Consider the following 14,293-nt stretch of genomic DNA (forward strand, 5'->3'; position numbering starts at 1 on the left):
TCCGGGCGACGAGCTCCGCCGCCCGGGAAATCAACTGGATCATTCAGCGGGCTGGGCTGCGGTGCCCTGCGGCGTGCGGCCGTGTTCGATGTCGTAGAGAAGGCCGCCGGGGCGCGTGTAGACCACCCACGTGATGACGACGCAGATCACGTAGAAGATCAGAAAACCCCACAGCGCCCCAACGGCAGACCCGGTCATCGCGATTGATGTCCCGTAGGCCTTGGGGATGAAGAAGGCGCCGTAAGCCGCGATGGCCGAGGTGAAGGCCACGATCGCGCCGGACTCCATCGCGATCTGACGCTTGCGCTCTTCAGCACCCAAGTGCGGCATCAGGCGCGGAATTTCGCGGCCCATGATGACCGGGATCATCTGGAAGGTGGAGGCGTTGCCGACACCGGTCAGGAAGAACAGGGCCATGAAGCAGGCGAAGAAGCCGACGAAGGAACCGAGCCCGAGGAAGGAGATCACGCCGAAAGTGGCCGCGATCATTAGGGCGAAGGTCCAGAAGGTCACACGACCACCGCCGAATTTGTCCGAGATCCAACCGGTTCCGGCGCGGCTGAGCGCGCCCACCAGCGGCCCAAGGAACACGTAGTTGAGTGCGTTCACCTCGGGAAAGGCCAGGCGCGTCAGCAGAGGGAAACCCGCCGAGTAGCCGATGAAGCTGCCGAAGGTGCCGGTGTAGAGGATGCACATCAACCAGTTCTGCTTGCGTCCGAAGATCACCGCCTGGTCGGCAAAGCTGGCGCGTGCATCTGCGATGTCGTTCATACCCAGCCAGGCCGCGATGGTCGCTGCGAGGATGAAGGGCACCCAGACGAAGCCTGCGTTCTGCATCCACAGCTGTCCGCCGTCGGACATGGTCTGCGGTTGCCCGCCAAGCGCCCCGAAAACACCCGCCGTGATGACGATGGGCACGAGGAACTGCATGACCGACACGCCGAGGTTCCCCAGCCCCGCATTCAGCGCCAGTGCGTTGCCCTTTTCGGCCTTCGGGAAGAAATAGCCGATATTGGCCATCGAAGAGGCGAAGTTGCCGCCGCCGAAGCCGCACAGCAACGCCAGGACGAGGAAGATCAGATAGGGCGTGTCGGGGTTCTGCACCGCGTATCCGATGCCCATGGCAGGCAGCAGCAGCGAGGCGGTCGACAGCGTCGTCCACAGCCGCCCGCCGAAGATCGGGACCATGAAGCTGTAGAAGATCCGCAGCGTTGCGCCCGACAGGCCCGGCAAAGCCGCCAGCCAGAACAACTGGCCGGGGGTGAAGTCGAACCCGATGGCGGGCAAGCGAGCCACGACCACCGACCACACCATCCAGACCGAGAAGGCCAGCAGAAGCGCCGGGATCGAGATCCACAGGTTGCGGCGTGCAACGGCACGGCCCTTTTCGGCCCAGAATTGCGCATCCTCAGGCCGCCAATCCTCCAGCACGCGCGGCATAATCGTGCGGCCCGGCAAGTGGATGGGTTGCATCTCGGGCAGTTCCGGCAATTGGTCAAGAACTTCGCCATGCACAGCACGCTCCATCGCGCGGATCGACAGGTGCATCCAGATCAGCGCGACGGCAACCAGCCCGAACAGGAGCGCGAAGCACGAGGTATAGATGCCCGTGAGGTCCAGCAGCGCCCCGAAGGCGATGGGCAGGATAAAGCCACCAAGCCCACCGATCATTCCGACAAGACCGCCGACCGCGCCGACATGGCCCGGGTAGTAGACCGGGATGTGCTTGAATACGGCCGCCTTGCCGAGGCTCATGAAGAAACCGAGCGCGAAGAGCGTGGCGATGAACGGCCACAGGCCCATTTCGGTCGAGAAGGCGATATCGCCATCCTTGCCCTCGATGACGTAGTCCGTGGGCGGATAGCTCAGCATGAAAAGGAACAGAAGCGAGAAACCAAAGGTCCAGTACATGACCTTGCGCGCGCCGAACTTGTCCGACAGCACGCCGCCATAGGCCCTGAAGAGTGAGGCCGAGAGGCTGAACGACGCCGCCGCCATGCCCGCAAAGCGCACATCGATGCCATAGACGTCGATCAGGTAGTGCGGCATCCAGAGGGCGAGCGCCACGAAGGCACCGAAGACGAAGAAATAGTAGAGGGAGAACCGCCAGACCTGCAGGTTCTTCAGTGGTGCGAACTGCTGCGCGAGCGAGGGCGCCTTCGCCCCCGTCCTGCGCCGTTCGACCAGTTGCGGATCGTCCTTGGCCAGCAGGAAGAACAGCACACCGATGATGGCGAGCCCCGCCGCCCAGACATATGCCACGCCATGCCAGCCATAGGCGACCATGACGAAGGGCGCGACGAACTTGGTGACCGCCGCGCCGACGTTGCCCGCGCCGAAGATGCCCAAGGCCGTGCCCTGGCGGCCCGCGTCGTACCAGCGGCTCACATAGGCCACCCCGATGATGAAGGATCCGCCCGCAAGCCCGATGCCCAGGGCCGCGATCAGGTACATGATGTAGCTGTCCGCCAGAGTTAGCGCCCATGTGGCCAAAGCGGTGAGGATCATCTGGGCCGAGAATACCAACCGTCCGCCGTACTTCTCGGTCCAGACGCCGAGGAACAGCCGGGTGACCGATCCGGTCAGGATCGGCGTGGCCACCAGAAGGCCGAACTGGGTGTCGTTCAGGCCAAGCTCGGCCTTGATGGCGACACCGATGATGGAAAAGATCGTCCAGACCGCGAAACAGGCGGTGAAGGCGATCGTGCTCAGGCTTAGGGCGCGCGTCTGATCGGCGCGTGAGGCTGTGGCTACGGTCTGCATGATGACTCTCCGGCAAGAACGGTGCTGTCACCCCTGCGAGGGGTTCAGTGCCAGACCTGACGCCGGAACGACACTCATGACTTGATCTAGATCATGAAACGACGAAAACGATAACGAAATAAATGGGTTAGAGAAATATATCATCTGGCGCGCGGTGGCGGATCAAGGCTGCTGCCGCGAAGGTCAACTGCCAGGTTGACTTTTATCAATTGATTTGGTGGCAATTGTTAAGCGCACAAAGTCGAGGGGGACGACATGCCCGATTCAGAATACCGCGAGATTCGAAAACTCGATCTCTTTGCGCAGATGGCGGATGAGAATTTCACGTCCTTGATGCGTGGCGCGTATGTGCAGAATTTCCCTGCGCAGATCGAATTGGTCACTGAAGGAGAGCCAAGCGATTTTCTTCACATCGTCATTTCGGGTTCGGTGGATCTGTTTTCGACTTGGAATGGCCGAGAGACCAGCATGGCGACTGTCCGCCCGATCTCGACCTTCATTCTTGCCGCGACCATCAAGGATGCGCCCTACCTGATGTCGGCCCGCACGTTGGAGAAAAGCCGGATCGCGCTGATCCCCAGTCAGGACGTTCGCGCGATCTTTGATGCCGACGGCAATTTTGCCCGTGCGATCGTCACGGAACTGGCGCAGTGCTATCGCTCTGTCATCAAGGCGCAGAAGGATCTGAAACTCAGAACCTCGCTCGAGCGGCTTGCGAACTACTTGCTCAGGCAACAAAGGCACGCCGGCGGCAGAGCCGTGTTCGAACTGGATTTCGAAAAGCGGCGCCTGGCCTCTGTGCTGGGCATGACCCCTGAAAACCTCAGCCGCGCCTTCAAGGGTCTGCAGCCCTATGGCGTTGCCGTGACCGGTACTCGCATCTCCATCGACAACCAGGCGGACCTTGAGCGCTTTGCGAAACCAAATCCACTGATTGATGACTTTTCAACCTGAGGGACTGACAGATGGCCAAATCCATGCCCGGCGCCGCCGGAAATCTCGCCGAGGAACACCCCGATGTCTGGAAAGCCTATGCTGCCTTGGGCAAGGCAACGGCCGATTGCGGCCCGCTGACGGACCGCGAGAAGCGTCTCGTCAAGCTCGCCCTCGCGATTGGCGCTGGCTCCGAAGGCGCGGTCCATTCCCACACCCGGCGGGCCAAGGCGGACGGGATAGAGGCTGAGGCGATCATGCAGGTCGCGATGCTGGCCATAGGCCCGCTTGGCCTGCCTCGTGCCGTCGCCGCGAAGACCTGGATCGAAGACATCAAGGATTGACGTTCAGGGAAGCGGGCTGATCCCAAAAAGAAATGGATGCGCCCAGAGCAGCGCCCCGTAAAGTGCAATGCCTGCCGCAAGCCGCAGGAGACTGCCCCCCGACAGGGACGCCGAGCGGAGCGGCGCCTCCGCCACGCGATTACGCATCCGATGCCACTCTGGCCCCATCTCGCGGCGCTTGCGCCGGTAGACCAGTCGGCTTCCCAGCAGCGCGAAGGCGGCGAAAGTGCCGAACAGGATCACATGGGCCAGATCTCCGTTGGGCACGACATAGGCCGCCGCCCAAAGCGCCAACGCCAGAAGCAGCGGATGACGCGACAAGCGAATGATGCCGGGCCGTGCCGGGTCGAACTGGTCGTTGCGTGCACCCCCGAACGAGAAAAGGTTGGGCCGGCCGATGGAGAGCGCAAGGATCAGGCAGACAGGCCCCATGACCGTCAGTGGGACATGGACCTGCCATGGCGCCCAGTCCCAAACGGCCAAATGCGGCGCGCGGCCTGCCGCACCGATCAACCAAGCCAGAACGACGAGCGACAGGGCGGCATAGGCCAGTGTGAAACCGGAAGTTCCAAGCCGCGCCTGAAGCCAGGGCCGCAGTGGCGGTCGCACGGGCAAGGAATGCGACAGAAAGAACACGGCATAAGCCGCGACGAATTCGAACCATCCCATCGGTGCGCGCCTCAGACCCGTTTGGCGGCGGGCAGGCGCAACAAGAGCGCACCGTAGACGATAGAAAAACCCCCGAAGCCCACGATCCACAACAGACCTGCCGCCGTGGTCAGCGGGCCGGAGACTTCGGGCCAGACCCCGCCAGCGACCCGCGCGAACACGGACAGGATCAGGGCTAGGTAGATTATAACCGTCCCCGCGCCGGCGGTGAGGTTCTGCCCTGTATGACCCAGCGTGGCGCGTGTCATCACGGCAAGCGTCATCAGCCCGATTGCGCCAGCCATCCAGAAATGTTGCGCGCCTGCCATTCCGAACGACCCCGGAGCAAGAATTTCCACAGCCAATGCCAGAGCCCCCAGTGGGACGAAGGCGTAGCCGGCATGCAGCACCGTCACCAGCGGTTCGGCAAAGGTCCGGTGTCCGGCCCAGCGGGCCAGGCGCAGGGCATGCAACACGCCTGCCAGCACAAGGGCCAGCCCGGTCGGCGTCTCGAGAGGCAGCACGACCCACAGCACAAGCGCCACCAGAAGAGCCGCCAGCGCCAGCTTGTCGAAGGACTGCATCGGCGGGACGGGCAAGGCTGTGCTGCGCCGTTTGACAAGCCAGTTGCGGGTGAAGGAGGGCACGATCCGCCCGCCGATCACGGCGATCATCATGATGCCCGCGCCAAGACCCAGCCGCAGGCCGTAGCCCTGGGCCGCGTAATCGTCCTTTGCCGCCTCCCAGTGGAACAGCGCGTTGCCGAGGATGAAGACCCCCAGCATCGCCAGCACGATCAGGTTGCGCCAGTTCTTGCCCGCCGCGATCTCGCGCGCGATCAGAAGCGCAAAGACAGCGTGAAAGGCAAGGTCTGCGAAGGCGACCAGCACGGCAGGGACGCTTCCCGAGATCGCGACCGCCACGCGGCCCATCAGCCACAAACCCGCGAGCATCCCGAGCCGCCAGCCGACGATCGGCAAGCGCCCGGTCCAGTTGGGGACCGCGGTCAGCAGAAACCCCGCGATTGCAGCACCGAGATACCCGAAGAGAAACTCATGGGCGTGCCAGGACACGGGATCGAAAGCGGTGGGCACCATCAGGTGCCCCGACAGCATCGGCACCCAGAGTGCCATCGCCAGCGCGGCCCAGACCGCTGCGGTGAAGAAGAACGGGCGGAACCCGAAGGTGAGGATCGCGGGTCCGGTCCACGCGCGCATCTGTTCGGTTGTTGTGGTCATCTTTGTGTCCTTGAGTCCCGCCTTCTTGCCGCGACGCCGTCCTCGGTCAGGATCAGGTCGAACGGGATGTCATGGGGCTGCGGATAAATCGTCGGCAGGCGGGCGGCGCTCAGCGCGATACCGATGGTGATGGGGCGTGGCGTCAGAGCGGCCAGCGTCCGGTCGAAATAGCCGCCACTGCAGCCCAGCCGATAGCAATCGTCGGTCCAACCGAGGCAGGGGGCAAGCGCGATATCGGGCAGTAGCAAATCGGCCTCGGGCGGGGGAACGGGGATACTCCAGCCACCGCGCGCCAGTTTCGTCTTTGGCGTCCAGCGGCGAAAGATCAGTGGTGCTGCGGGCTTTTCAACCACCGGAAGCGCGATGGTCACGCCCGCGCGGTGCAAGTCAGCCAAGACCGGGCGCAGGTCGGGTTCCCCCTTGATCGGCCAGTAGCCGGACAGGACGCATCCGCGCCCCACGCCGCCTTCGGTCAGCACCCTCCCCAGATGCCCCGCGACCCTGTCCAAGACCTGCGCCCGCCCGGCCTGGCCCAGGCCCTCCCTAAGCCCGGCCAGCCTTGCCCGTTCCGCCCGGCGCCAGCGCGCCACATCGCGCGCCTGCCCAAGGTCAACGCCGAGCGGGTCGAAATACGCGGGATCGACCTCGGCCGCCATGCAAGGTGGCGAGGCATATGTCCCGTCCTTGATCATCTTGCGGGCTCGAACCGGGGGAAAAGCACATCGTTCTCCAGCGCGATGTGATCAGCCAACTCGTCCAGCAGCGTTGCCGTACCCCCATAGAGCGACCGCCAGGACCCGCAGGCATGCTCTGGTGGCGTCAGGTCGCCCGTCCGCTTCCGGATCAACGCGATGGTCTCGGCGTGATCGTCATGGTCGGCGCGCATGACCGCAATGGGATGTTCGATGCCCGCCCCGCTGCCCGCCCGCATGGCCGGGAACAGGATCGTCTCTTCCTTGGCCATGTGATCCCCCATCTCACGCGATAGCCGGTTAAGGGCAAGGGCGAGACCTTTGGGGGCGTCGGGATCATCGGCGTGAACCTGTTCGACGCGCTCGGCGAGCGGCATGAGCGAGGCGAGATCCGCCCGGTGCATCTGGTGATAGTTGGTCAGGATGTGGTCGATCAGGGCGCCGGTTTCCTGCGGCACTACGGCGGTGGCATCGTCGTGCATGGCACGTCCCTTTTGCGGCGAATCGTCGGAACAAGATGAATAGGCATTTGATTTACCGATTAGACCGCAGTAATACGCATTGCAAATACCAAATCAGGAGCGCGGCCATGCGCCTCACGTCCTTCACAGATTACGGGCTTCGCGTGCTGATGCGCATGGCGGGCAAGCCTGACCGCGCCTTCACGGCTGCCGCCCTTGCCGCCGAGTTCCGCGTCTCGCGCAACCACCTGGCCAAGGTGATTTCGGCGCTTGCCGCGGCAGGTCTCCTGGAAACCCGACGCGGCGGCGGTGGCGGTGCGATCCTGGCCCGCTCGCCCGAGGACATTCGGCTGGGCGATGTGGTGGCGGTGCTCGAGGCCGATCAGGCGCTGGTCGAGTGCTTTGGCGCCGGGGCCAACGCGTGCACATTGACGCAGCGTTGCCGGTTGAAAGCGCGACTGGCCCATGCGGAGGCGGCCTTTCTGGCCGATCTGAACCAAAGCACGCTCGCTGATTGCGCCTACCGGCCCGAGAGTGCCTGAGGTGCCAACGGCGCTCTCAGCCCCCAGGCGGCGATGCGTAACGCAATCGCGACAGCCACGCGCATCTCGAAGACATCGCCGACATCAGTAGACTGGCGAAATCTACAGGGCCGACATCGCAGCGTAGTCCGCCTGCCGCTTGCAGATCCCGGATCGATGTACACGGCAGTTCTGAACCGAGCCGCAGGGAGCAGGACACAATACGCAATCCTGCGATTGAAACATGAACATCTACTGCACACGGCACTGTTTAAGACACTGAAATCGTTTCTAAATCACCACCATCCATCATTGGACGGACATAAAAACTATCCTTGAATGTCTGCTTAGCGGCTGTTCGCTGACCTTAGTTCGTATTGCAGCACTGGTGAGTTTGGGTTCGGTGCAGACATCCGACTAGTTCTGTCGAATGACTACTTTGTGTCGGTTACCAGCCCCTGCCCAATCAATGGATCAGCTTCTGCAGCGTCTTGTTTGTTCGGATCAATTCAGAGATGGCCTTTCGCGCGCGCTCGGATTCACTCGATCTTTCTCCGTGCCTCCAGGACGGATGGCTTGGCCCAGCAACGTGCCCACCTCTAGCCCCATGCATGCGACAGACACTCCAGCCTTGAACGGCGGGTGCCCGGCACCGCTTGCCAGTGGATTTCGCCGTAGCGGTGCATCTGGGCGCATCATTGAGCCGTTTGGTGGGGCTTATGAGGTTGTCGTTGTTTTTTTTCATTCACCCCGCCCCCTGTTTTGGACGTTGCCAACGATTGCCTGCCCACCTTCATTGACTTCCACGCGTTCGACCCGGACGGTTTGATCTGCCTTGGATCGATATCGTTTCAGGGTTTCAACCTGGCTGGTGAAGGTCCGCGCAAGTTTGTTGAGCGCTCGTTCCGCAGAATCTTGCTGCGGGAGAGTTCTTACATGGTTCAGGCGCCGTGCCATCATCATCGTGGCCTGATGGATCGCGCCCATCTGGATCGCAAGCATGGCTTCGATCTCGTCTTGCGGCTTAACCCCAGCGACAACCGACATCACAAAGTTCGATGCCGTCTCGGAGACAGAGCTGTCCTGTTGCCCAAGAGTCGCGACTTGATCCATGACGCCTTCGAAGAACCGGTAGTCTGCTGTGCCAAGCTCATGCATTGCCAAAGCAGAGGCCGCCGTCGGATCTTTTCCTTTGTGCCCAACCGTGAGCCGGCGTGTATCTTCATCGAAGTCCAACTTGATGTCCGGTGCCCGGACGCGTGATCTCTTCCGGTCCCTCAAATCGGCAACAGCAATGGTCTCCGCTTCGGTAAGCTCGGAGTTCTTTGTCTGCAGATCGTTGCCTTCGTCTTTCGGTGCCTTGGTCATTTCCGCCTCGCATAGCAGGGAGTGGTTAGTATTAGTGTTCCGTTTCGGAACCGAGGGACCTGATAGATACCGGCCTGACGGGTTCTGATTTGGAACCATGGGAGGTCTTTGGGTTCTCAAACGGAACCACAGAGGATGGTGACGGGTCCGTCCCAGAACCGCGTTTTGTTTTTTCGGGCTGCCAAAAGCGCCAGTCGTTTGTGGCGGCTTTCTTGCCGGACCGGGCCTGCGTCGCCTTGGTCGTCAACCGCCATTCATGCGCTCGCCGATGATACCAGTTGCCTTCCTGCTCCAGCACAAGGAAGCCTTTGTCCTGCAGATCCTCGAAAGCGCGTTGAACGGTGGCCTTGCCCAACCCCAAGGTTTCTGCCGCCTCGTTCATCGACAGAAACACCTTGCCGTTGTTGCCGCCATTGAAGCGGGTGTGAAGCTCCAGCCAGAGCTTCACCGCAGGTCCGGACAGAGCCCGCCACGCCGGGGACTTGATCATTGCGTAGGGCAGAGGGACGTATTGACCCTCATCTGATCGTTTACCCGCCGGAGATCTCCGCCTACTCATCGCGAGACCTCCGCGGGAAATGCTCGGGCAAAGCATCCAGTTCGGGTATGTCACAGCCGACATGTGCCCGGACGAGCCTAGTTAGGCCGGATTTGGACACACAGTAGCCGAGCGTGTCCCAGGCCGCTCCCCCGGCCGGAAAATGGGGTCTTTGACGCTGAAACAGCCATTGGACGCCATCTCGGCATACGGCAACTCGGTAAATGCTGACGCGAAAAAGCTCGCCGTTATAGTTCTCGGCGGTTTCCCGATGATCAATTTGTGGAAGAGGGCCTGTTTCGGCCCCTCTTGCGTGACTGGCATTGGTCGATTTGGAAAAGGACATATCAGCCATGCTCGATCCGTCCTTTCCGTACGATCACCCGTTCGACCGAGTGGCTCAGGGGCGACCAGTAGTACCGGCGCTCGTTTTGACTTGTCGGCGCGGGGCATCCTGTGGCATCAACTGTATTTGCTAGGGTGGCAGTCGATGTCACTGGAAAAGCCCCATCTCCGCGCTTGGAGTTGGGGTTTTTCATTATGCAGCCTCGTTGTTGGGATCGGTGCGCTGCGCCGCCAGCCAGGCGTTCAGATCGGCGCCGTGATAGGCGATCCGCCGACCGATGCGGATAAAAGCCGGACCACACATGCGGTGGCGCCATTGAGCGAGCTTCTCGCGGTTTCCCAGCAATTGCATTTCAGGGTCTCCTGGGAAATAGACCCGATCGTCATTGAAGACGTTTGCCATCGTTAGAATCCTCTTGGATCAGTTGCGATGGCTCCCGATTATGGGCAGCTTTGCCGAAGTGTCACCAGACTTTTTCCAGCGCTTAAGCGTCTTCCCGAAGTGAGAAAATGCTTAAGCGTTTTTCCTGAACACCGCTTCGTACCTTGATTTGAAAGGCTCTTCAGATCTCAGAGTAGTGAGGTAGTTTTCCGCCGTTTTATTGGACTGAGGCATTTGAGGGTTTTGTTTGCGCGCACGTTCAAAAGCCTCGGCCACAATGCGATCTTCGCTAATGAGACCAGCGGCACTTCCCAGTTTCTCGATCTCTTGCAACAGCACTTCCAGGTTGGCCAACCTGCGTTCCCGGGACGCACGCGCACCTGCGTCACCTGCCCTTTTTCGAATATTGGCCGACTGCATTCCTGCTATTGCTGCATCCTCGTAGCTGAACTTCCAGCGGTAATGTTCAACCATCCGACCCAATGCCATGAGTTCGCCGTACATATAGTGTCGCAATTGCCCAGCTAAGGTTTTGCTCAGCTCGCTATCCCTTGAACCATCATGAACGTAACTTTTAAACCCCGCTAACTCGTCTAGTATTTTGAACTCAAACCAGCGCTTGCTGAATACTGAATCGAGCTTCTTGAGCTCGAATGCCAACGCTTCTCTTAGTTTGTCTAGCGGACTCCTCGAACGCTGTGGAACTTCTTCGTAGTCGCTGAAGTCAAGAGGGTAGCTTCTATCAAAAACTGCGAGCGCGGCATCTATCTGCTCTTGGGAGTATTTGGTTTTGTTTAGTTTACTAACTCGAAGGATATGCCGAGCCTCTTCCAACTCATCTAGCGATGCAATGAGAAAGTCAAAATACTCTCTCATGTGGTCGATTTCATAGTTTTTTCGACATTGCTCCACGAAAAAATCCCAGAGGTCATCTATGGAAAACTGAAAGAAATTCATCTCCCACCATTTGGGCGCTGAACTAACCTGTCTTTCTTCCAAAATCTCGTTCAAAATTTGGATACGAACTTGATCTGGCAGCTCGTCAAAACCAATCCGGTCGAGCTCGGCATTCGCATCGGAAGGTAAATTCATTCGAGTTTCGAATAACCAGTCCTTCGATTTCCTGCCAATTGGAACTGGTTTCTTTTTGCCCTCGCCATGAACGAATGGGTTTAGTTCATAGGAAAGAACTCTGTTTAACCGTTCAATTTCTTCTTCCGAAAAACGTTCCAATAAACTCGTTTCCTCCGATCATGTCGTTAGCAAATGAACCTGCACCAGCGCTCAATCAATTCGCGCCGCCTTTCCAACAAATCCGACCGTGCATAGGCCCGCTCCACATCCGACCCGATCTGATGAGCCAAGGCCGCCTCTGCCAGCTCGCGCGGTGCGTTTGCAGCCTCCGCCGCCCAATCCCGAAACGAACTGCGGAAGCCATGCACAGTAACGCCATCCTGCCGCATCCGGCGCAGCAACATTAGCATTGACATGTTTGACAGGGGCTGATGCAGCTTTTGCCCCTCGAACACATAGTCAGAGGCCAACGCGCGCAGCGGTTCCAGAATGGCCAGCATTTCGTTGGTGAGGGGGACACGATGGACCTGCCCGCCCTTCATGCGCTCCGCTGGTATGGTCCACAGACGTGCGTCGACATCGACCTCCGGCCATTTCATCTCTAGGACCTCTGAAGTCCGACAGGCGGTCAGAATGGTGAACTGCAGCGCCTTGGCGGCCATGGCCGAGCGGGTCTGCAACTCGGCATAGAACGCGGGCACCTCTTGCCAAGGCATTGCGTCGTGGTGCTGGACCTTGGCTTTGACGGTGGGCAGCACCTTGCCTTCGCGGATCGCGGTCACCGGGTTCTCGCCCGAGCGGAAGCCCTTGGACTTTGCCACGTCGAGCACCGTTTTAATCCGCTGCGACAGCCGCTTTGCGGTTTCGTGTTTCTCAGTCCAGATGGGCGATAGGCACATCAGCACTTCGGGCTGATCGACGCTATCCACAGGCATTCGTCCGATCTTGGGGAACGCATAGTCGCGCAAAGTGTTGAGCCACTGCTGACCGTGTTTGGCATTCTTCCACGTCGGCAACCGGTCGATGTGAACCTGACGGCTGAGTTCTTCGAAAGTAGGAATTTCACGCTGGGCATTAAAACGAGGGTTCAACCCAGCTTTCGCCATTCGCCTGTATTCGAGCGCTCTTTCTCGGGCCTGGTTCAATGTGACGACGTCGGCGCCGCCCAAACCGAAGTCCGTTCTCAGCGGAGCGCCCTTGCGATTCTTCTGTCCTTTGACCGTTACGCGTACGATCCAACGCCGTGCACCTGATGGATCAACAACAAGGTACAAGCCAGAACCGTCGCCATGCCGGCCCGGGCCCAGATTCTCTACCAGCTTCTTTGTCAGCTTCCCGCTGAGCGCAGACATGAAAATACCACAAAATATACCACTCAATGGAAGTATACGAGTATGACTGGATAAAATCCAACAAAACCCAGAAGCACGACTATAGTCATAAAACACACAGTCTCAGGCGACTTAGTGTATCTCGTCGAAATCAGGGAGAATTACCAAGTGGCGGACCGAGGAGGATTCGAACCCCCGACCCCTTGATTCGTAGTCAAGTACTCTATCCAGCTGAGCTATCGGTCCGCGTTGGTGAGGCGCTATTTAGACCCGCCGCCCGAGACGTGCAACCCGATTCTTCAAAAATATTTCAAAAACCCGCATCGCCGCGCGGAAGCCTTATTTCAAAGGCCGTGCCATCGGGTCCGGTGCGGCTCAGCACCAGTTCGCCGCCATGTCCGCGCACCAATTCCTGCGAAATCGCCAGCCCCAGCCCCGACCCGCCCTTGCGCACGCCGCCCTGAAATGGCGTGAACAGATTCTCCTGCGCGCGGAGCGGCAGTCCCGGACCGGTGTCTTCGATGTCTATGAGCCAGGCGTCGTCGTCCTCGCGCGCGGACACGGTGATCCGGCCCGGCTGCCCTGACGCCACCAGCGCCTGTCGGGCGTTGCGTACGAGGTTCATCAGAACCCGGAACATCTGTTCGGGGTCAGCGCGAATGACCATGTCTTCGGGAACTTCGTTACGAATCTCGATACGCGCGTCGTCTACGGCCAGCGCCTCGCTGCCGACCACATCCGCCGCCACGTTGCGCAGGCGCACCATGGTCAGCGTCGGCGCCGGCTCTTCGGCGCGGCCGAAGGCCAGCGTGCTTTCACACAGGGAAACGGCGCGGGTGATCGAGTTGACCAGCTTGGGCGCCATGCGACGCACCAACGGGTCTTCGCTGGACTCGAGCCGGTCGGTAAACAGCTGGGCCGAGGTCAGGATGTTGCGAAGATCGTGGCTGACCTTGGCCACCGCACCACCAAGTTGCGCAAGCCTCTCGCGCTGTTTCAGGGCCTGGGTCAGGTCGGTCTGCAACATCTGCAGGGCTTCCTCGGCCTCGCGCAGTTCGGTCACCTTTGACTGGGGCGAAATGATCCCGCGCGCGTCTTCGGGCGCACGCGCATAGCGCTGCATGTAGCCCACCACGCCCTTGATCGGGCGAACAAGGACCACCCGCACAGCCAGAAACAGGAAAAACGCGGTGATGATCGAGATGACGAAGGACAGGCCGAGGATACGCAGACCGTAATCGATCATCGCCATCCGCAGGGGCGCCGTATCCATCGTGACCTCGATCAGCAGGCCGGCGTCTCGGACCGGCTGGCCGATCACGCGGATGATCTCGTTTTCGGGGGTGAACAGCCGCAGCATCGCATCGCGGATCAGAACCCACGGCCCCGCCTCGCGCAGATCAAAGGTTTTGGACACGTCGCCGGGAATGGGCGAGGACAGCATCAGCTGGCGCACCTCGTCCCGGCGCAGCACCACGTTGTAGACCCCGGCATTGGCTAGAAGCTCGGCCTCTAGCTCTTCGGCCAGCATGTCGTCGGCCAGCAGCGCCAGCGAGGCGATCTGGGCGCGTTCTAGCCGGTTCAGAAGGAAATCCTCGCGGAAGCGCGCGATCGACGGCACGAAGATCAGCACCTCGGCCAACATCACGAAGACC

At 60.4% G+C, this 14,293-nt stretch carries 14 protein-coding genes and 1 tRNA gene; 3 read left to right on the plus strand and 12 right to left on the minus strand.

Features of this window, described 5'->3' with window-relative positions:
• Positions 1-39: 39 nt before the first annotated feature.
• Complete coding sequence (locus tag AC2FMD_RS03285) at positions 40-2,763, minus strand: nitrate/nitrite transporter (RefSeq protein WP_496794655.1); 2,724 nt, start codon at positions 2,761-2,763, stop codon at positions 40-42.
• A gap of 255 nt (positions 2,764-3,018) precedes the next feature.
• On the opposite strand from AC2FMD_RS03285, the gene AC2FMD_RS03290 reads away from it, so the two are divergent.
• Together AC2FMD_RS03290 and AC2FMD_RS03295 are read left to right on the plus strand one after the other, a co-directional pair.
• Complete coding sequence (locus AC2FMD_RS03290) at positions 3,019-3,717, plus strand: cyclic nucleotide-binding domain-containing protein (protein ID WP_496794656.1); 699 nt, start codon at positions 3,019-3,021, stop codon at positions 3,715-3,717.
• 11 nt (positions 3,718-3,728) lie between these two features.
• A complete protein-coding gene (locus AC2FMD_RS03295; protein ID WP_496794657.1) occupies positions 3,729-4,040 on the plus strand; it encodes a carboxymuconolactone decarboxylase family protein in 312 nt (103 codons plus the stop codon).
• A 3-nt stretch (positions 4,041-4,043) separates the two neighbouring features.
• Here AC2FMD_RS03295 and AC2FMD_RS03300 read toward each other — a convergent pair whose 3' ends face one another.
• The 4 genes from AC2FMD_RS03300 to AC2FMD_RS03315 are packed head-to-tail and all read right to left on the minus strand — an operon-like array spanning position 4,044 to position 7,100.
• Complete coding sequence (locus AC2FMD_RS03300) at positions 4,044-4,709, minus strand: NnrU family protein (protein WP_496794658.1); 666 nt, start codon at positions 4,707-4,709, stop codon at positions 4,044-4,046.
• An 11-nt stretch (positions 4,710-4,720) separates the two neighbouring features.
• Positions 4,721-5,926 carry an NnrS family protein gene (locus tag AC2FMD_RS03305; protein ID WP_496794659.1) on the minus strand — a complete coding sequence of 402 codons (1,206 nt, stop codon included), beginning with the start codon at positions 5,924-5,926 and terminating at the stop codon, positions 4,721-4,723.
• Positions 5,923-6,618: a 5-formyltetrahydrofolate cyclo-ligase gene (locus tag AC2FMD_RS03310; RefSeq protein WP_496794660.1), complete on the minus strand. Its 696-nt coding sequence runs from the start codon at positions 6,616-6,618 to the stop codon at positions 5,923-5,925. Before AC2FMD_RS03310 ends, AC2FMD_RS03305 begins: the two co-directional genes overlap by 4 nt.
• Positions 6,615-7,100 carry a hemerythrin domain-containing protein gene (locus AC2FMD_RS03315; protein WP_496794661.1) on the minus strand — a complete coding sequence of 162 codons (486 nt, stop codon included), beginning with the start codon at positions 7,098-7,100 and terminating at the stop codon, positions 6,615-6,617. Before AC2FMD_RS03315 ends, AC2FMD_RS03310 begins: the two co-directional genes overlap by 4 nt.
• A 107-nt stretch (positions 7,101-7,207) precedes the next feature.
• Here AC2FMD_RS03315 and AC2FMD_RS03320 point away from each other — a divergent pair, with 107 nt between their 5' ends.
• The gene (locus AC2FMD_RS03320; protein ID WP_496794662.1) at positions 7,208-7,621 is read left to right on the plus strand and encodes an Rrf2 family transcriptional regulator; all 414 of its coding nucleotides are present in this window, start codon (positions 7,208-7,210) and stop codon (positions 7,619-7,621) included.
• A gap of 720 nt (positions 7,622-8,341) precedes the next feature.
• Here AC2FMD_RS03320 and AC2FMD_RS03325 read toward each other — a convergent pair.
• From AC2FMD_RS03325 to AC2FMD_RS03355, 7 genes are all read right to left on the minus strand, one after another.
• Positions 8,342-8,968 carry a hypothetical protein gene (locus tag AC2FMD_RS03325; RefSeq protein ID WP_496713459.1) on the minus strand — a complete coding sequence of 209 codons (627 nt, stop codon included), beginning with the start codon at positions 8,966-8,968 and terminating at the stop codon, positions 8,342-8,344.
• Between the two features lie 31 nt (positions 8,969-8,999).
• Positions 9,000-9,458, minus strand: a complete 459-nt coding sequence (locus AC2FMD_RS03330) for a helix-turn-helix domain-containing protein (protein ID WP_496727647.1) — start codon at positions 9,456-9,458, stop codon at positions 9,000-9,002.
• A gap of 586 nt (positions 9,459-10,044) precedes the next feature.
• Complete coding sequence (locus AC2FMD_RS03335; protein WP_496713463.1) at positions 10,045-10,254, minus strand: MerR family transcriptional regulator; 210 nt, start codon at positions 10,252-10,254, stop codon at positions 10,045-10,047.
• A gap of 111 nt (positions 10,255-10,365) precedes the next feature.
• The gene (locus AC2FMD_RS03340; RefSeq protein WP_496713465.1) at positions 10,366-11,466 is read right to left on the minus strand and encodes a hypothetical protein; all 1,101 of its coding nucleotides are present in this window, start codon (positions 11,464-11,466) and stop codon (positions 10,366-10,368) included.
• Positions 11,467-11,492: 26 nt separating this feature from the next.
• Positions 11,493-12,659: a tyrosine-type recombinase/integrase gene (locus AC2FMD_RS03345; RefSeq protein ID WP_496794663.1), complete on the minus strand. Its 1,167-nt coding sequence runs from the start codon at positions 12,657-12,659 to the stop codon at positions 11,493-11,495.
• 148 nt (positions 12,660-12,807) lie between these two features.
• Positions 12,808-12,884, minus strand: a tRNA-Arg gene (locus AC2FMD_RS03350).
• Between the two features lie 64 nt (positions 12,885-12,948).
• On the minus strand, positions 12,949-14,283 hold the full coding sequence (locus tag AC2FMD_RS03355) for a sensor histidine kinase (protein ID WP_496686955.1): 1,335 nt from the start codon (positions 14,281-14,283) through the stop codon (positions 12,949-12,951).
• Between the last annotated feature and the right edge of the window lie 10 nt (positions 14,284-14,293).

It is taken from the genome of Ruegeria sp. BHSC276 (assembly GCF_059612945.1).